Source organism: Flavobacterium sp. UBA2787, from assembly GCA_002352205.1.
Lineage (GTDB): Bacteria > Bacteroidota > Bacteroidia > Flavobacteriales > Flavobacteriaceae > Flavobacterium.
This window is the reverse complement of record DEHZ01000002.1, coordinates 86,859-104,695: the sequence shown is the minus strand read 5'-3', so window position 1 is coordinate 104,695 and position 17,837 is coordinate 86,859. Positions and strand designations below refer to the sequence as shown.

At 33.4% G+C, this 17,837-nt stretch carries 16 protein-coding genes; 10 read left to right on the top strand and 6 right to left on the bottom strand.

Features of this window, described 5'->3' with window-relative positions; all coding sequences use genetic code 11:
- The first annotated feature begins 41 nt into the window (after window positions 1–41).
- A complete protein-coding gene (locus B4N66_RS00900) occupies window positions 42–1,106 on the top strand; it encodes a glycosyltransferase (RefSeq protein ID WP_291091814.1) in 1,065 nt (354 codons plus the stop codon).
- Here B4N66_RS00900 and B4N66_RS00895 read toward each other — a convergent pair.
- On the bottom strand, window positions 1,080–2,123 hold the full coding sequence (locus B4N66_RS00895) for a sensor histidine kinase (protein ID WP_291091812.1): 1,044 nt from the start codon (window positions 2,121–2,123) through the stop codon (window positions 1,080–1,082). The genes B4N66_RS00900 and B4N66_RS00895 overlap by 27 nt on opposite strands.
- Before the next feature lie 69 nt (window positions 2,124–2,192).
- Window positions 2,193–2,876: a response regulator transcription factor gene (locus B4N66_RS00890; RefSeq protein WP_291091808.1), complete on the bottom strand. Its 684-nt coding sequence runs from the start codon at window positions 2,874–2,876 to the stop codon at window positions 2,193–2,195.
- 182 nt (window positions 2,877–3,058) lie between these two features.
- Here B4N66_RS00890 and B4N66_RS00885 point away from each other — a divergent pair, with 182 nt between their 5' ends.
- From B4N66_RS00885 to B4N66_RS00860, 6 genes are all read left to right on the top strand, one after another.
- On the top strand, window positions 3,059–5,860 hold the full coding sequence (locus B4N66_RS00885) for a TonB-dependent receptor (RefSeq protein WP_291091805.1): 2,802 nt from the start codon (window positions 3,059–3,061) through the stop codon (window positions 5,858–5,860).
- 35 nt (window positions 5,861–5,895) lie between these two features.
- Window positions 5,896–7,308, top strand: coding sequence for a hypothetical protein (locus B4N66_RS00880; RefSeq protein ID WP_291091803.1), 1,413 nt, complete (start codon window positions 5,896–5,898; stop codon window positions 7,306–7,308).
- 71 nt (window positions 7,309–7,379) lie between these two features.
- Window positions 7,380–7,955, top strand: coding sequence for a hypothetical protein (locus tag B4N66_RS00875; RefSeq protein ID WP_291091802.1), 576 nt, complete (start codon window positions 7,380–7,382; stop codon window positions 7,953–7,955).
- Window positions 7,956–8,051: 96 nt separating this feature from the next.
- Window positions 8,052–8,393: a T9SS type A sorting domain-containing protein gene (locus B4N66_RS00870; RefSeq protein WP_291091799.1), complete on the top strand. Its 342-nt coding sequence runs from the start codon at window positions 8,052–8,054 to the stop codon at window positions 8,391–8,393.
- Between the two features lie 101 nt (window positions 8,394–8,494).
- Complete coding sequence (locus tag B4N66_RS00865) at window positions 8,495–10,171, top strand: T9SS type A sorting domain-containing protein (protein WP_291091794.1); 1,677 nt, start codon at window positions 8,495–8,497, stop codon at window positions 10,169–10,171.
- A 69-nt stretch (window positions 10,172–10,240) separates the two neighbouring features.
- Window positions 10,241–11,221, top strand: a complete 981-nt coding sequence (locus tag B4N66_RS00860) for an acyl transferase (protein ID WP_291091792.1) — start codon at window positions 10,241–10,243, stop codon at window positions 11,219–11,221.
- A 27-nt stretch (window positions 11,222–11,248) separates the two neighbouring features.
- Here B4N66_RS00860 and tyrS read toward each other — a convergent pair whose 3' ends face one another.
- Window positions 11,249–12,556, bottom strand: a complete 1,308-nt coding sequence (tyrS, locus tag B4N66_RS00855; RefSeq protein WP_291091790.1) for a tyrosine--tRNA ligase — start codon at window positions 12,554–12,556, stop codon at window positions 11,249–11,251.
- A gap of 162 nt (window positions 12,557–12,718) precedes the next feature.
- Here tyrS and B4N66_RS00850 point away from each other — a divergent pair, with 162 nt between their 5' ends.
- Window positions 12,719–13,723: an NAD-dependent epimerase/dehydratase family protein gene (locus tag B4N66_RS00850; protein ID WP_291091788.1), complete on the top strand. Its 1,005-nt coding sequence runs from the start codon at window positions 12,719–12,721 to the stop codon at window positions 13,721–13,723.
- On the opposite strand, the gene B4N66_RS00845 is transcribed toward B4N66_RS00850, so the two are convergent.
- From B4N66_RS00845 to B4N66_RS00835, 3 genes are read right to left on the bottom strand one after another with little or no spacing between them, the layout of a single operon-like run.
- Window positions 13,695–14,153 (bottom strand): DUF4296 domain-containing protein, encoded by a 459-nt coding sequence (locus tag B4N66_RS00845; RefSeq protein WP_291091786.1) that lies wholly within the window; start codon window positions 14,151–14,153, stop codon window positions 13,695–13,697. The two genes, B4N66_RS00850 and B4N66_RS00845, sit on opposite strands and share 29 nt — an antisense overlap.
- Window positions 14,154–14,156: 3 nt before the next feature.
- Complete coding sequence (locus B4N66_RS00840; RefSeq protein WP_291091780.1) at window positions 14,157–15,494, bottom strand: dihydroorotase; 1,338 nt, start codon at window positions 15,492–15,494, stop codon at window positions 14,157–14,159.
- Between the two features lie 11 nt (window positions 15,495–15,505).
- Entirely contained in the window at window positions 15,506–16,231 is a 726-nt protein-coding gene (locus B4N66_RS00835; RefSeq protein ID WP_291091778.1) for a polyprenol monophosphomannose synthase, read from the bottom strand.
- Between the two features lie 108 nt (window positions 16,232–16,339).
- Here B4N66_RS00835 and B4N66_RS00830 point away from each other — a divergent pair, with 108 nt between their 5' ends.
- Together B4N66_RS00830 and B4N66_RS00825 are read left to right on the top strand one after the other, a co-directional pair.
- Window positions 16,340–17,002 carry a DUF4271 domain-containing protein gene (locus B4N66_RS00830; RefSeq protein WP_291091776.1) on the top strand — a complete coding sequence of 221 codons (663 nt, stop codon included), beginning with the start codon at window positions 16,340–16,342 and terminating at the stop codon, window positions 17,000–17,002.
- A 19-nt stretch (window positions 17,003–17,021) separates the two neighbouring features.
- A complete protein-coding gene (locus B4N66_RS00825; protein WP_291091774.1) occupies window positions 17,022–17,771 on the top strand; it encodes a uroporphyrinogen-III synthase in 750 nt (249 codons plus the stop codon).
- Window positions 17,772–17,837: the final 66 nt, after the last annotated feature.

Below are 17,837 nucleotides of genomic sequence, written 5' to 3'. Positions count from 1 at the left end.
ATTAGTACTACTTTTACAGTTATTAAATGAGTTATTAAGACTTGGAAACTGCCAAACCAAAAATTCTCGTTGCTCCATTAAATTGGGGCTTGGGACACGCCACACGATGCATTCCTATTATCGAAGCTTTGTTGGAAAACGATTTTGAACCCGTTATTGCTTCCGATGGTGTTGCTTTGCACATTTTACAGAAAGAATTTCCGGAATTAATTTTTTTGGAATTACCTTCCTATCAGATTGAATATGCCAAAAATGGAGCTTTTTTTAAGTGGAAACTGATAAAAAATAGCCCAAAAATGATGGAAGCCATTTATTTGGAAAGAAAATTGGTGAAAAAGTGGGTAAAAGAATATGATCTTTCAGGCATCATTTCCGATAATCGATTAGGCATTTATTCTAAAAAAGTGCCTTCTGTTTTTATCACGCATCAATTGAATGTTTTAACCGGAAATACGAGTTGGATTACCAGTAAATTGCATCAATATATCATTAAAAAATATGAAGAATGTTGGGTTCCGGATGTGGCAGAAATTCCGAACCTCACAGGAAAATTAGGTCATTTGAAAAATCCGCATTTTAAGATAAATTACATTGGTCCGTTAAGCCGTTTGAACAAAAAAGAATTACCAAAAAAATATGATTTAATGGTTATTCTTTCCGGTCCTGAACCGCAACGATCGATGTTGGAAATGCATTTGAAAGAAGAAATCAAACGCTATGTTGGCGATGTTGTTTTTGTTCGTGGCATCATTGAACCAGAACAAAAATCGGAACAAATTGACCATGTGACTTTTTATAATTTCATGACATCGGGACAGCTTGAACAAACCTTTAATGAAAGTGAATTAGTGCTTTGTCGTTCAGGTTACACCACCGTTATGGATTTGGCAAAATTGGGTAAAAAAGCCTTTTTTATTCCAACTCCAGGACAATTTGAGCAGGAATATTTGGCTAAGAAATATAAAAAAGACGGTGTTGTTCCGTTTGCAAAGCAGGAAAAATTTGTAATCGAAAATTTATATGAAGTAGATTTATATAAAGGATTACAAAGTTTTAAAAACAACTTAAATTGGAAAAATTTATTTTTGCTTTTCGAGCGTAAATGAAAATTCTGAACCCACGCCAAATTGACTTTCTACGTAGATTTTTTCGTTGTGACCTTCGATGATATGTTTCACAATGGCTAATCCTAAACCGGAACCACCTTCTGAACGAGCACCACTTTTATCAACCCTAAAAAATCTCTCAAAAAGTCTGGGGATGTACTGTTTTTGAATTCCTTCTCCGTTATCTGTTATTCTAACGATAATTTTATTTTTCACTAAGTTTTCAATGCTCACTTCGGTTGTTCCGCCTTCTTTTCCGTATTTGATGGAATTCATAACCAAATTAGTAACCACCTGTTGGATTTTTTCCTGATCAGCTCGCACATAAATCGGGTTTGCATATTTTGTATCAAAAGTGAGTGTGATGTGTTTTTTGGAGGCTCGCATTTCAAGTAATTCAAACACATTTTTAACTAATTCTACCACATCAAAAATCGAGTAATCCAAGTTTAAATCACCGGTTTCAAGTTTGGTAATCATGTCTAAATCTTTTACGATATAGATTAATCGCTCCACTCCTTTTTCGGCTCGTTCAAGGTACTTTTTTCGAAGGGTTTTGTCACTCATGGCTCCATCCAACAAGGTTGAAATATAACCTTGCACGGTGAATAAAGGTGTTTTTAATTCGTGGGAAACGTTTCCTAAAAATTCTCTTCGATATTCTTCGCGGACTTTTAGCGTTTCAATTTCGAGTTTTTTATCGGTGGCAAATTTTTTAACTTCTTTTGTTAAAGTGGCCATATCTGTTGTAATTGGCTGACTTCTAAACGTTGTAGAATCTAATAAAGATACATCATCGTAGATTTTTTTTACCCTACGATAAATAAAGCGTTCCACCCGATATTGAATTACAAAAAACGAAAAAAGGTAGATGGAAAGTCCGAAAACAGTAATAAAGAGCCAATTTATTTCATAAAAAAAATAAGTCGTCAACACTAAAAACCCAATGGAAAACAAGGAAACATAAAGTGCTGATTTTATAGCAAATTTGTATGTTTTTTTAAAACTAATGGCCATTAAAAACAGTTTTCAGTTGGTTAATATGCTCTCAAAAGTAAACTATTTTCAACAAAAGAGGAAATTGAATTATACTTCCAGTTTGTAACCAACACCTTTGATGGTTTTAAAAAGATCGTCGCCAATTTTTTCTCTTAATTTTCTGATGTGTACGTCGATGGTTCTTCCGCCAACAACCACTTCATTACCCCAAACTTTATCTAAAATTTCTTCTCTTTTGAATACTTTTCCGGGTTTTGAAGCTAATAAATAGAACAATTCAAATTCTTTTCTAGGTAATACAATTTCTTTGCCTCCTTGAATAATTTTGTATTCTTCTCTATTTACTTCGATATTTCCAACGGTTAAGACATCGCTTTTGGTTTCATCTTCTTTCAAACGACGTAGAAGTGCTTTCACTTTACTTACCAATACTTTTGGCTTGATTGGTTTGGCGATATAATCATCGGCACCGGCTTCAAAACCGGCTACTTGTGAGTAATCTTCGCTTCTTGCAGTTAAAAATGCTACAATAACATTACTTAATTCGGGAATCTTTCGAATGTGTTCACAGGCTTCCATTCCATCCATTTCCGGCATCATCACATCCATAATAATTAAATGCGGCAATTCTTTTTTTGCTTTTTGAACGGCTTCTTTTCCGTTGACAGCAGTAACAATTTGATAGCCTTCTTGAGCTAGATTATACCCTACAATTTCGAGTATATCTTGTTCATCATCAACTAATAAGATTTTAATTTCCTTTTTTTTCATATCCAAAATAGTGTGCGTTTTGCGATGTAAAGGTAAAGATAATACAAAATGAATTACGTTGTTAACGGTAATTTAATCTGTTAACGATTTGGTAACTCAAGTGAAACAAAATCGTAACAAGTGGATAACACCAACTTTACAAGGTAGCCGTTTCTTTGCCCCATAATTTAAAACACAACCTGATGAAATTTAGATTACTCTTACTTACTTTATTTGTTGCACTCTTTTCACATGCACAGAAAGGAACAGTAAACGGAACATTATCTGACAAAGATATGAACAATTCACCTCTTCCGTTTGCAAATGTTCAACTTAAAGGAACAACTATTGGAACAACTACTGATGAAAACGGAAAATATAGGATTGAAGCGGAACCAGGAAATTATATATTGGTTTTAAGTTTTTTGGGGTATGAAAGTGTAGAAGTTCCTGTAAACATTAAGGCAAACCAAACAGTCACAATCAACAGATCACTTAGTGCTGGAAGTGGTGTTCAATTACAAGATGTTGTGGTTGCCACTTCGAGAAGAAAAAATACTGAAGTGGCTATAATGACCGAAATGAAAGAAGCCAAACAAGTTGTTAGTGCTATTTCTGCAGAACAAATGAGTAAAGGAACAGATGGAAATGCTGCCGAAGCTGTTCAAAGAGTTCCGGGAGTAACAATTGTTGATGGAAAATTTGTTATGATAAGAGGACTTAGCGAGCGATATAATAATGTTTTAATTAATAATTCGATCGCACCAAGTACAGAAGTAGATAAAAGAACATTTTCTTTTGACTTAATTCCAACCGATGCAATTGATAAAATTGTAATTTATAAAACAGCCTCTGCGGACAAACCGGGAGATTTTTCCGGTGGTGTAATTGCTATCACAACGTCAGAAAGTGGAGCAGAGTTTACAAGAGCAAGCATTGGAATTGGCTACAGAGCAAACACTTCTTTTAATGATTATTTTCAAAGTGAAGGTTCTAACACTGACTTCTTAGGTTTTGACCTAAATTATAGAGCATTACCGTATGGTTTTCCGAGTAAATCGCAAATCAATGATTTACCTGGTGTGAATGCTGCTGCGTCACAACGCTTAAAAAACAATTTCAACCCAACTCAATCAACTGCGTTTTTTGACAACAGTGTTGGATTTAGTTTAGGAAGAAACATAAACTTTGCAAACGGAATGAAACTTTCAACCGTAAATGCATTAAATTATTCTGAAGGATTTCAATCATACAAAAGACAATTCACAAGATATACATCATTAAACGAAGGCGAAACCAGACCGCCACTTTGGTTTGATTATCAAGATGATACCTATAAAAAAGAAAATAGAATAACTGTTTTATCTAACTGGATTTGGAAATTAAACAACAACAGTACAATTAAATTTAAAAACTTGTTTAACCAAATTGGAGAAAATGAAACCATTTTGAGAAGTGGTAGTAACTTTTTGCAACGTGGAGAGGATAAATTTAAAAACTATTTATTGGGATACAAAGCCAGATCTATTTATATCGGCCAATTTGAAGGTAATCACAACCTAGGATCAAAAGGAAAACTAGACTGGACAATTGGAGGAAATTATATTTATGAATCTGAACCAGACTTGAGAAGATTCAGAACTATTCAGCCCTTCGACGATCCAAATGCACCGTTTGAAATGATTGACCCTGCTTCTTCTAACTTATTTGATACAGGTCGTTATTTTGGTTTCTTGAGTGAATATTCCTTAAACAACTCAATTAATTACACACATACTATTGAACGTGTAAAAAATGATGAAGAGATTGGAAGTATTGTTTTAAAAACAGGATATTTAACAGATTACAGACAACGAAATTTTGATGCGAGGTATTTCTCTTATTTGCTTCCGGGTTCGGTTGTTGAAAACAGAAACGAGTTAAAACAATTGCCTTTAACAGAAATATTTAACTCAATAAATGTTAATCCAAACGATGGTTGGGTATTTAACGAAGGAACAAGAGCAATCGACTCATATGATTCCAGTAATTTTTTACTTGCCGGATATGCTTTTGCAGAAATACCGTTTTATAAATTTAACTTCACAGGAGGTTTACGTGTTGAGCATAATGTTTTGAAATTAAACTCGAATAACGAAACAGAACCAATTAATATAGAAAATCCTGTAACCTCGGTTTTACCCTCTTTAAATATAGCTTACAACGTAAGTGATCGTTCTATCTTACGTTTGGCTTATGGTAGAACTGTTAATAGACCTGAGTTTAGAGAAATCGCTCCTTTTGTATTTTATGATTTTGAAAATGAAGCAGGTAGAAGAGGTTCCGAAAATTTAAAAACAGCTACAATCGATAATATTGATTTTAGATACGAATTCTATCCAAACAAAGGTGAAACAATGAGTTTAGGAGCCTTTTACAAAAACTTTAAAGACCCAATTGAAAATGTCACTGAAATTACCACAGAACAACCACAATTTAAATACAAAAACGCTGAAAATGCTTATAGTTATGGTTTAGAAGTAGAAATTAGAAAATCATTTAAAGACATTTCATCTGTTCCATTTTTTAGCAGATTATCAACTAATTTAAACGCTTCCTATATTATATCTGAAGTTGATTTAGGATCAGATGTAACTTCGCAAGCTCAAAAACGTGTTCTACAAGGTCAATCTCCATACATTATTAATGCTGCTTTGGGTTATGAAGATGAAAAAGGATTTTCTGCAAACGTGATTTACAACCGCTTTGGTAATAGAATTTTCTCTGTAGGAGATAATATATTCCCGACTATTTATGAATTATCAAGAGACAATATCGATTTAACGTTGTCTAAAAGATTTAACAAAGTAACTTATAAAATTGGGATTCAAGATTTGCTAAATGCAAAATACAGATTCTATGAAGATTCTAACAGAGATGAAAAAATTGAAGACTCAAAAGACAACCCAACATCAGTATTCAGAAGAGGAACACTTTTTACATTTAATGTAACTTATAACTTTTAAAAAACAATAACACAATTAAATTTAAACTAATGATCATGAAAAAAAATCTATTTTATTTAACTAGCGTTTTATGCTCTTTGCTAGTTTTTTCAGCATGTACTTATGAGGAAGCACCACCAATTACAATTATTGTTGAAAACGGCGGAAACAACCCAGACCCACAAGAAGACTATATCGAATTAATAGGAAACTTAGAAACGCAAACGTTAACCAATGACAATAAATATTTACTTAAAGGACAAGTATTTGTTAGAGAAAATCAAATTTTAACAATCGAACCTGGTACAATTATCTTTGGAGATAAAGGATCAAAAGGTACTTTGATAATTGATCGCGGAGGTAAAATTATTGCCGAAGGAACAGCAAATGAACCAATCGTGTTTACTTCAGCTCTACCGGCAGGCTCAAGAGATCGTGGTGACTGGGGCGGTATAGTTGTCTTAGGAAGAGCTCCTGTTAACCAAGCAGATCCGGTAATTGAAGGTGTTACACCAACTGTAGTTTTTGGTGGAACTGACAACAACGATAACTCTGGAGTTTTAAAATATGTACGTGTAGAATTTGCAGGAATCGAATTAACGCCAAACAATGAAACTAACTCAATCACATTAGGAGGTGTTGGAAGTGCAACTGTAATGGATTATTGCCAAGTATCTTGGGGTGGAGATGATGGATTTGAATGGTTTGGCGGTTCTGTTAACTCAAAATACCTTATTGCCTTTGGAATGTGGGATGATTGTTTTGACGTAGATTATGGATTTACTGGTAAAGTACAATTTGGAATGTCTATCCGTTACGGAAGTTATGCCGACCAATCAGGTTCAAATATTTTTGAAACAGATAACGGACCAAACGACAACTTAACAACTTTGTTAACTACAGGTGTTTTCTCGAACATTACTGGTATCGGACCAAGATTAACAAACACACAATCTATCAACGGTAACTATCAACATGCTTTAGATTTACGTAGAAGAACAGCATTAACAATTGCAAACTCTGTTTTTGTTGGTATGCCTAGAGGTTTAAGAATGAACCAACAATCTGTTTATGATAACTATAATAATGGAACTGGCTCTCTTTTAAACAATGTTATGGTTGCACCAACTACAACTTTTTCAGTTGGAACAGGTATGACTGCTACAGCTACTAATGTTGAAGCATTATGGAATGCATCAAATGAAACAATAGTTAACACAGACTTAGCAGCTGTTTATGCTCAATTAGGGTTAAATCAAAATATCTTCTTTGGTACAGCCACAAGTACTGGTTATACTCAAAACCCAACTTTTACTGTAACAGCAGGAACTTTAACAACAGGAGCTTCTTTTACAGACCCAAAATTATCTGACGCATTCTTTACACCAACCACTTATAGAGGTGCTTTTGGTGCAACAGATTGGACAGATGGTTGGGCAGAATTCAACCCAATTATGAAAGCATATTAAAAATTTTAATAATTTTACATAAAAAAAGAGCTTAGTCCTTTGATTAAGCTCTTTTTATAATTAAAAAAAACATGAAATACGTTTTAATTTTTATATCTCTTTTTTATTTGGTCGGATGTGAAAAAGAGTCTAACAATATAGATCCAAATTCGCATTTAAGTGAAGTGGAGCAAAATAACTTTAACTATTCCATAATTCGCTATACTGGTAGATTAGCAAAAAAAGCAACTCATGAAACCAAGTTTGATGAAAAATTTGATGAAGAATATACTGCTTTAGCAAATGCATGTGATTTGCTGTTTTATTATCCAAACTCCAAAACAGGTGAAATCTATTTTGCAATTACAAAAATTGCACCTAGCCTAAAAATTAAAAAAGTGGCAACGGTTGGAAAATTAAAAAAAGATGATAAAGGAAATATAGTAACCTACGAAGAAGCTTTCAGAACATGGAAAATGGAAGAATCAGAATTAAAGCAAAAAACTGAACTTTTATTTAGAAAATACATCAACGGAGAGGATCTATCTGCCTATTACACGAAGAATTCTCAACCCGATTTTTATATTGAATTTCCGGATGACAACACCTATTATGATAAAACAGATAAAATTTGGATTTCAAAAATTGAATTAGATTACAAAAATTAATTAAAAAATAAAGTTTTAAAGTTTTTTTGGTCAATATAATTTTTTGGTACACTATTTGAAATATTTTTTATACATTTACCAAACCAAATCGGAAAGATGAAAAAAAATTACTTTTATACTATTCTTTTAGCGGTTTTTCTTGTTTCTCTGACAGCCTCTGCTCAGGAAAACAAGCCACAGCAACCCAACAAAACTCAGGAAACTACCATTGAGGGGCTTAGCTTTTATCCTAATCCGGTGAGTAACGGAAAAGTGTATATCACTTCCAAATCATCATTAGCCAAAGAAGTAACCATTTTTGATATTCTTGGAAAAGTTGTGCTTCAAAGCACAATTAATACTAAAGAATTGAATGTTTCTTCACTTTCTCCGGGCATCTACATGATTAAAATCAAAGAAGGTGATGCTACTGCTACCCGAAAATTGATTATCAGGTAGTTAGAAATTCCCCTTTATTCCCAATTTACAATTTTTTAATAAGGTTATCTTTTATAACTTATTAATTGTTGTTATCTTTGTACAATAAATTTTATAAAAAAATGAAAAAACTTTACACTTTATTATTTTTAGCATTTTCATTGTTTACTGCTCAAGCTCAGTACACTGTTGATTTTGAAAATGAAACAAAAGGATCTTATGCTTCTGCAACTGTAACCTTGTCAGGAATTGATTGGGATATGACAGAATCATTGATTGGAAACGCAACTGCAGATTGGAAAAACGGAACTAAGTCTGCCCGTATGAGAGGTTATGCCGCATCTTCGATGACCATGTTGGCCAACAAAACAAACGGAATTGGAAATTTGTCTTTCTTGTACAGAAGATACGGTACTGATGCACAAGTGGATTGGAAAGTAGAATATTCTGTTAATGATGGTGCTGACTGGACACAAGTTGGTGATGCTTTTACAGCTCCTGCTACCGATGATGTGCAAACATTTTCAGCTCAATTAGACATCAATGCTGATGTAAGAATCAGAATTAAAAGAGCTACTGAAACAGGTGCATCAAATAATCGTTTAAATATTGATGATATCGTTATGACTGATTTTGGTGCTGCAGCATCGCCAAGTTTAGCAATCGGTTCTCCATCAAACGGAACCGTTTTTGCTCCAAATTCAGATGTTACTGTTAATATCACTGTTTCTAACTTTGTTGTTGGTAATCCAGGTGCAGGTATAGACGGGCACATTCATTATACATTAACTCCAGGTGGTTCAATGGTTATGAAATATGACACTAACCCAATTGTATTTTCAGGTTTAGCTGCGGGAGAATATACTTTAAACATGGAATTAGTTGATAATACTCACACACCAATTGTTCCTGCTGTAATGGCTAGCGTAACTTTTGAAATTGCTGCGTTAAACGTAATAGGTAACTTAGGTGAAATGCGTGCTGATGTAATTGCTAACGGTGCAGGAAAATATTACCAAATTCTTGAAGCACCGGTTGTAACTTATGCCAGAACAACACGTAATCAAAAATATGTTGAAGATGCTAGCGGAGCTGTTTTAATTGATGACCTTGCCGGTATCATTTCTACTCCATTTGTAGCTGGTGATGCTATGGCTGGTTTAACGGGAAGAACTTCACTTTTTAGTGGTTTACTTCAATTTACGCCTACTGCCAACGCAACGGTTGCTTCTTCAGGAAATACAGTATCTCCTCAAGTAGTAACAATTGCTCAACTTGCTGCTGATGTGCAAGCATACGAAAGCAGATTAGTTCAACTTAATGGTGTTACTTTTGAAGATGGAAATGGAACAACAACTTTCGTTAACCCTCCTGCAACCAACTATAACTTTTCAGACGGTACAGATACAATGATTTTTAGAACTGCATTTGCAGAATCTAATTATATCGGTTCACTAGTTCCTTCCGGTACAACTGGTTTTATTGCTTTGGTTGGTAACTTTAATGGAGCTGCTCAATTAACTGCTCGTTCATTAAATGATCTTACTTTATCAATTAGAAACAATACAATTTCAGGTTTAAAAGTTTACCCTAATCCAGTTGCTGACGGAACATTATATATTTCTACAGAATTAAATGCTGAAAGAAATGTTCAAGTGTATGACTTATTAGGAAAACAAGTAATGAATGTAACTACTTCAAATGAAGCAATTAATATTTCAACTTTAAACACTGGTCTTTACGTAGTAAAAATCATTGAAGGCGGAAATTCTGCTACTGTGAAATTAGCAGTTAAGTAATCTTTCATTTCAAACATAAATCAAGCATCAACGAAAGTTGGTGCTTTTTTTATTGCTATTTTTGCACCAATGAATCCTTATCCCGACATATTTTCCATCAGTAGTCAAAAAGAATTTGAGAAAATAACACTCAAAGTTTTTAGGCATCAATATGATAACAATTTGGTTTATCAGGATTTTTGTTCGTTGTTGAAAAAAGACAAATCCAATGTAAAATCTATTGAAGAAATTCCCTTTTTACCGATTCAGTTTTTTAAAAGTCATGAGATTTTAAGTTCACAAAATACGATTCAAGAAATATTTACCAGTAGCGGAACAACCGGAACTTTGACAAGTAATCATTTGGTAACTGATGTAACTTTATACGAACAAAGTTTTCGAAAAGCGTTTTCTCAATTCTATGGAAACATCGAAGATTACGTAGTTTTAGCTCTACTTCCCTCCTATTTAGAACGAGATGGCTCGTCGTTGATTTATATGGTAAATGATTTGATTGAAAGCTCAAACCATTCTGAAAGCGGATTTTATTTGAATAATTATGATGAATTAATTCAGCAACTTATTGAGCTAGACTCCTCCGGTCAGAATGTTTTATTGATTGGTGTAACATATGCTCTTTTAGATTTGATTGAAAAACAATCCTTTCAATTAAAAAACACTATTGTCATGGAAACCGGCGGAATGAAAGGCAAACGAAAAGAAATCATCCGTGAAGAATTACATTCAATTCTATGCAACGGTTTTGACGTTCCCGCCATTCATTCAGAATATGGTATGACCGAGTTATTATCGCAAGCCTATTCGTTAGGAAAAGGTATTTTCGAATGTCCTCCCTGGATGTCCATTCTCATTCGTGATACGGAAGATGCGTTAACGTATGTTGATTACGGAAAAACAGGCGGAATTAATGTCATCGATTTGGCAAATATCAATTCCTGCTCTTTTATTGCAACGCAAGATTTGGGCAAAAAATATCCCAACCATTCGTTTGAAGTGTTGGGACGTTTTGATTCTAGCGATATTCGCGGTTGTAACTTGATGGTGGTTTAAAATGGTTTCAAGTTTCAGGTTTCAAGTTTAAACTGCTCGTAAAATAAAATAGTTTCTTCTTCCGCGTTGTAATAAAACAAACTCATTTATAATTAAGTCATTGTTTGAAAGTATAAATTCTTCCGTCACTTTTTCACGATTCACCGAAATAGAATTTTCTTTTAACGCTCTTCTGGCTTCGCTATTGGAAGGTAAAAATCCCGATTTTGCCGATAAAGCATCAATTATACCGATTCCGTTTTCCAAATCTGATTTTGAAATTTCGGCTTGTGTAATTCCGTCAAAAACATCTAAAAATGTTTGCGAATCCAATTGTTTCAAATCTTCTGATGTTGAATTTCCAAACAAAATGTTTGACGCTTTTACCGCCTTTTCATATTCTTCTTTTGAATGAACAAAAACCGTAATTTCTTCTGCTAATTTCTTTTGCAATAAACGTAAATGTGGTTCTTGTCTGTGTTTTTCAATTAATTCTTCAATCGTTTCTTTATCTAAAAAGGTAAAAATTTTGATGTATTTTTCTGCATCTTCATCGGATGAATTAAACCAAAATTGATAGAATTTGTATGGCGATGTTTTATCCGCAGTTAACCAAACATTTCCACCTTCCGATTTTCCAAATTTTGAACCGTCGGCTTTCGTGATTAATGGTGTGGTCAAGGCAAATGCTTTTGCTCCTTCGTCTTCGGTGTTTACGTTTAATCTTCGGACTAATTCCGTTCCGGTTGTGATATTTCCCCACTGATCGGAACCACCCATTTGAAGTAAGCAGTTGTAATTTTTATATAAATGATAAAAATCGTATCCTTGAATTAATTGATACGTGAATTCCGTAAACGACATTCCTTCTCCATCTCCTGAAAAACGTTTCTTTACCGAATCTTTCGACATCATATAGTTCACAGTAATTCGTTTACCCACATCACGAGCAAAATCGATAAACGAAAAATCTTTCATCCAATCATAATTATTCACCATAATTGGAGCATTGGCATCCGTTGAATTAAAATCTAAAAAACGAGACAAAACACCTTTAATTCCTTCTACATTTTTATTCAAAGTCGCTTCGTCCAACAAATTTCGCTCATCTGATTTTCCGGATGGATCGCCAATCATTCCGGTAGCTCCACCCACTAAAGCGATGGGTTGATGACCAAAATTTTTAAGGTGAACCAACAAGATAATTTGCACCATACTTCCAATATGTAACGAGTCGGCAGTTGGGTCAAATCCGATATAGGCAGTCGTAGATTCTTTTAGCAATTGCTCCTCTGTTCCCGGCATCATATCGTGAAACAATCCTCTCCAACGTAATTCTTCTACTAAATTTTTCATGTGTGGATTTTATTGATTTTTAAAGGTCACATGGAATCGCTTATTTTTATCGGTGTTTATTCAAACTTCTTTTTGTAGCGATTTCATCAAATTAATTTTGGCAAAGATAGTTTTAATTCGATAATTTGAAAATGTAGAACAGAAACATTTATCTTTGTTTTTATGAATTTAGTTACAGGCGGAACCGGCTTAGTTGGTGCACATTTATTACTTCATTTACTTCAGAATGGCGAAAAAGTTCGGGCTTTATTTCGTACAGAAAATAGTATTCAAAAAACCAAAAAGCTATTTAATCAATTTAATAACAGTGATTTATTTAATAAAATTGAATGGGTTTCAGGCAATGTAAACGATGTTCCTTCGCTTGAAAAAGCGTTTGAGAATGTGGAATATGTTTATCATTGTGCAGCTCTAATTTCGTTTGATGGTGTTGAAGAAGAAAATCTCAGAAAAATTAATATCGAAGGAACAGCCAACATGGTCAATTGTGCATTGGCTTTTGGTGTAAAAAAATTCTGCTACGTAAGTTCTATTGCTGCTTTGGGTGATTTAAAGGAAAGTGAAACCGTGATTAGCGAAGAAACCGAATGGAATCCTGAAAAACCACACAGCGATTATGCTCTTTCAAAATTTGGTGCAGAAATGGAGATTTGGCGAGCTCAACAAGAAGGATTAAATTGTGTTATTGTTAATCCCGGAGTCATTTTAGGTACAGGTTTTTGGGATTCTGGAAGTGGTGAGATTTTTATGAAAGTGAAAAATGGAATTCCGTTTTACACTAAAGGTTCAACCGGATTTGTGGCTGTTGAAGATGTTGTAACTGTGATGTATCAGCTTATGAAAAGTGATATTTCAGGAGAACGATTTACATTAATCAGTGAAAACATTGTTTTTAAGGATTTGATTTTTTGGATAGCTGAAGGGATAAACATTAAAAAACCTACTATGTATGCAAAACCTTGGATGACATCTATTGCTTGGCGATTAGATTGGTTCTTTTCAATATTGTTTTTTCAAAAAAGAAAATTATCAAGAGCAACCGCAACATCGTTGCACACAACTGTTTTGTATTCTAATGAAAAAATTAGGCAACAAATGAATTTTGAATTTCAACCAATAAAAGAAGTCGTGAAAAAAGTTACTTTTGATTTTTCAATAACTCATTAGCTTCTTTCATATTTCGAGGTTTTTTAATTGAATCTTTCTTTAACAATCTCAATTCCTCAGCTTTTTTATTGTCTTCTTTTTGTTTTATTTTCAAAAGACTGTCTGCTACTTTTTTATTTTCTTCAATTCGTTTTTCAACTGTTTCATACATCTTTTTATACTTCTTTAAATCCGAGGCATAAAAAGCTGTATTCTCTACAAATTGTAAACTATCAATACTATACTTTCTGTAAATATAGGTTTGGGAATCGATATTATTTTCATCTAAAACCTTTGGATTACTAGATTTTAAAGCATCTAAAATACTTAAATCATAAAGAATATCAACCATTTTTTCCTCTTCAATAAGTTTTGATGGTTTTTTTACTCCATCATCATTACATGAAAGAAACACTAGTAAAAAAAACAATATAGTAGATTTAAATTTCATCTTTTATCGGTTAAAGAGTAATCGCATTCCGGCTTTGGTATCATTTACTTTTGAATTCTGATAAACCAGTTCACCATTCACAAATGTGTGTGTAATTCGCGATTTAAAATTAGTTCCTTCCAAAGGTGACCAACCACATTTGTAGAGAATATTTTCTTTTTTCACGTTCCAAGGCATCGCTGGATTTATTAAAACCAAATCGGCATAAAAGCCTTCTTTAATGAAACCTCTGTTTTCAATTTTAAAAATTTTAGCCGGATTATGAGCCATTTTCTCTACAATTTTCTCTACAGATATTTTACCTTGATGGTAAGCTTCAAACATTGCCACAACAGCATGTTGCACCAACGGACCGCCAGACGGTGCTTGAAGATAAGGTTGTTTTTTTTCTTCTAATGTATGTGGAGCATGATCGGTGGCAATCACATCAATTCGGTCATCTAAAAGTGCTTGCCAAAGTGCTGCTCGATCGGCTTCAGTTTTTACAGCGGGATTCCATTTGATCAAGTTTCCTTTGGTGTCGTAATCGGCATTAGTAAACCACAAATGATGAATGCACACTTCGGCTGTAATTTGTTTCTCTTTTAACGGAATTTTATTGGTAAACAATTCCAATTCCTTCGCTGTGGAAAGATGAAAAACGTGCAATCGTGCACCGGTTTTTTTTGCTAATGCGATGGCTTTGGAAGAAGAAAGATAGCACGCTTCTTCACTTCTAATTAAATGATGAAACTTCACAGGAACATCATCTCCGTATTTTTCTTTGTATAAAGCTAAATTCTTTTGGATTGTCGCTTCGTCTTCACAATGAACCGCAATCAGCATTTTTGTTGAAGAAAATATTTTTTCTAACACTTCTTCATTGTCCACCAACATATTTCCGGTTGAAGAGCCTAAAAACAATTTGATTCCGGCTACATTTCTGGGATTGGTTTTTAAAACTTCTTCTAAATTATCATTGGTTCCACCCATCATAAACGAATAATTGGCAAACGATGTTTCGGCAGCTATTTGGTATTTTTGTTCCAGCAATTCTTGCGTTACCGCATTCGGAACAGTATTTGGTTGTTCTATAAACGATGTAATTCCGCCTGCCACAGCTGCTCTGGATTCGGAAGCAATGTCGGCTTTGTGTGTTAATCCTGGTTCGCGAAAATGAACTTGATCATCAATGGCTCCGGGAATTAAAAAATTTCCCTCTGCATCAATGACTTTATAATCAGGTTTGGCACTAATACTGTCAGCTATTTCAGTAATAAGTTGATTTTCGATGAGTAAATCACCTTCAAATATCTTTCCTTCGTTAACAATTTTGGCGTTTTTTATTAAGATCCTTTTCATTTTCATTTCGATTATAATCGATTAAATAGTTTTTTTATGCGTAACGAAATAACTCCAAAAACAGCTTCCTTTATGATGGAATTACTCATTTTGGATTGTCCTTTTGTTCTGTCTGTAAAGATAATAGGAACTTCTTTAATTTTAAAACCTTTGCAATACGTTCTGTATTTCATTTCGATTTGAAACGCATAGCCTACGAATTTAATTTTGTCGAGATTAATTTTTTCAAGTACTTCTCTTCTGTAACAAATAAAACCTGCAGTGGCGTCATGAATTTTCATACCGGTAATTATTTTTACATAAACCGAAGCAAAATAAGAAAGTAAAACCCTGCTTAATGGCCAATTTACCACATTCACTCCTCGAACATAACGCGAACCTATTGCCATATCGGCTTCTCCGGCTTGACATGCTTCGTAGAGTTTATTTAAATCTTGTGGATTATGAGAAAAATCGGCATCCATCTCAAAAATAAAATCATAGTTATTTTGCAACGCCCATTTAAATCCGTGCACATATGCTGTTCCCAAACCGGATTTCTTTTTTCTAACTTTCAAAAAAAGTTGTGTTGGAAATTCATTTTGTAAGGATTCCACTTTTTCATGGGTTTTATCCGGTGAATTGTCATCCACAATCAGTATGTGAAAAGGCTTTTCGAGAGCAAAAACTGCCCGAATAATACTTTCAACATTTTCAATTTCGTTGTAGGTTGGAATGACTACTAATCCGTTACTCATAAAAAGACAAAATTTCAAAGCAAAAGTAAACTTTTTATGAACGTTGATTCATAATAAAATTATAATAAAGTGATTGAATTAAAAAAATAGTAATTTTACAAACGAATTATGGACTACATTTTAGAGCAACGAATATTGGATAGTAAAGATTGGGCAACAGTTCTGTTTGTCTTGAGCTTTGCATTGATTGCGGTGACCAAAACTTTTTTTGAAGCCCGTTTTAATGAATTTCTAAAATTGTTTGTTACTGATAAATACCTTAAAATCTACAAAGACCCATCGCATATGATGAGCTGGTTTACGATCAGTTTGTTTTTTGTGCAATTGATTTCGTTTGCTTTTTTTATTCTGATTTTGTTGAATTATTTCGATTTAGCCTCTAAAACCGATTGGGTAAAATATATTCAGATTATTACTTTGTTAGGTGTTTTTGTACTTTCTAAATACTTGGTTGAAAAGATTATTGCTACTTCCTTTAAAATTGAAGATTTTATGGAACAATTTAATCTTCAAAAAGTAAGTTACCGCACGTTTATTGGGTTGTTAATTCTTCCGGTTAATATAATTTTGTATTATAATGATATTTCTTCAAACATAATTATTTACGGAATTCTATTGATTATATTGATAGTAAATGCATTAACTTACCTTATTTCATTAAAATCTTATCAAAGTTTACTAATAAGTAAGATGTTTTATTTTATTTTGTATCTTTGTGCCCTTGAAATAGCCCCCTACTATTTTATGTATTATTGGTTTACAAGACGTTAGTTTTACAACAAATTTCGATATGAAAGTGAAAACAATTTTGGTGTCACAACCAGAACCCAAAGTAGAAAATTCTCCATACTTTGAGCTCATTCAAAAGCATAAAGTAAAAATCGATTTCAGACCCTTTATTCATGTCGAAGGTGTTCCGGTAAAAGACATTAGAAGTCAAAAAATTGACTTGCATAATTACACCGCAATCATCCTAACTAGTAGAAACTCTGTAGATCATTTTTTTAGGGTAGCCGAAGAAATGCGGTATAAAGTTCCTGAAGATTTGAAATATTTTTGTCAATCAGAAGCTGTTGCTTTTTATTTACAGAAATACGTTATCTACAGAAAACGCAAAATATATGTAGGTCAAAAAGATTTTGTAGATTTATCTCCGCTGATTAAAAAGTACAAAGAAGAAAAGTTTTTGTTACCTGCTTCTGACCAATTAAATTTTGATGTTCCTCAAACTTTAGACGGTTTAAAAGTAAACTGGACACAAGGTATATTTTATAGAACCGTAATGAGCGATTTAACCGATTTAGCTGATGTTTACTATGACGTTTTGGCCTTTTTTAGCCCAACCGGAATAAAATCATTGTTTAAAAACTTCCCTGATTTTCAACAAAATGAAACAAGAATTGCGGTTTTTGGAAGTACAACACAAAAAGAAGCGATAGATCATGGTTTACGTGTAGATATTATGGCTCCGTCTCCGGAAGCTCCATCGATGACAATGGCTTTAGAAAAATATATTGCAAAGACGAATAAGGATAAATAATCCTCAATTTCATATAAATTAAAAAGAGTCCCACAAAATTGCGGGACTCTTTTCGTTTGGTTAGTT

Bases quoted from the DNA above. Each gene is read 5' to 3' on its own strand.
- B4N66_RS00895 (WP_291091812.1), bottom strand. From the start codon at position 2,123: ATGGCCATTAGTTTTAAAAAAACATACAAATTTGCTATAAAATCAGCA.
- B4N66_RS00890 (WP_291091808.1), bottom strand. From the start codon at position 2,876: ATGAAAAAAAAGGAAATTAAAATCTTATTAGTTGATGATGAACAAGAT.
- B4N66_RS00885 (WP_291091805.1), top strand. From the start codon at position 3,059: ATGAAATTTAGATTACTCTTACTTACTTTATTTGTTGCACTCTTTTCA.
- B4N66_RS00880 (WP_291091803.1), top strand. From the start codon at position 5,896: ATGAAAAAAAATCTATTTTATTTAACTAGCGTTTTATGCTCTTTGCTA.
- B4N66_RS00875 (WP_291091802.1), top strand. From the start codon at position 7,380: ATGAAATACGTTTTAATTTTTATATCTCTTTTTTATTTGGTCGGATGT.
- B4N66_RS00870 (WP_291091799.1), top strand. From the start codon at position 8,052: ATGAAAAAAAATTACTTTTATACTATTCTTTTAGCGGTTTTTCTTGTT.
- B4N66_RS00865 (WP_291091794.1), top strand. From the start codon at position 8,495: ATGAAAAAACTTTACACTTTATTATTTTTAGCATTTTCATTGTTTACT.
- B4N66_RS00860 (WP_291091792.1), top strand. From the start codon at position 10,241: ATGAATCCTTATCCCGACATATTTTCCATCAGTAGTCAAAAAGAATTT.
- tyrS (WP_291091790.1), bottom strand. From the start codon at position 12,556: ATGAAAAATTTAGTAGAAGAATTACGTTGGAGAGGATTGTTTCACGAT.
- B4N66_RS00850 (WP_291091788.1), top strand. From the start codon at position 12,719: ATGAATTTAGTTACAGGCGGAACCGGCTTAGTTGGTGCACATTTATTA.
- B4N66_RS00845 (WP_291091786.1), bottom strand. From the start codon at position 14,153: ATGAAATTTAAATCTACTATATTGTTTTTTTTACTAGTGTTTCTTTCA.
- B4N66_RS00840 (WP_291091780.1), bottom strand. From the start codon at position 15,494: ATGAAAAGGATCTTAATAAAAAACGCCAAAATTGTTAACGAAGGAAAG.
- B4N66_RS00835 (WP_291091778.1), bottom strand. From the start codon at position 16,231: ATGAGTAACGGATTAGTAGTCATTCCAACCTACAACGAAATTGAAAAT.
- B4N66_RS00830 (WP_291091776.1), top strand. From the start codon at position 16,340: ATGGACTACATTTTAGAGCAACGAATATTGGATAGTAAAGATTGGGCA.
- B4N66_RS00825 (WP_291091774.1), top strand. From the start codon at position 17,022: ATGAAAGTGAAAACAATTTTGGTGTCACAACCAGAACCCAAAGTAGAA.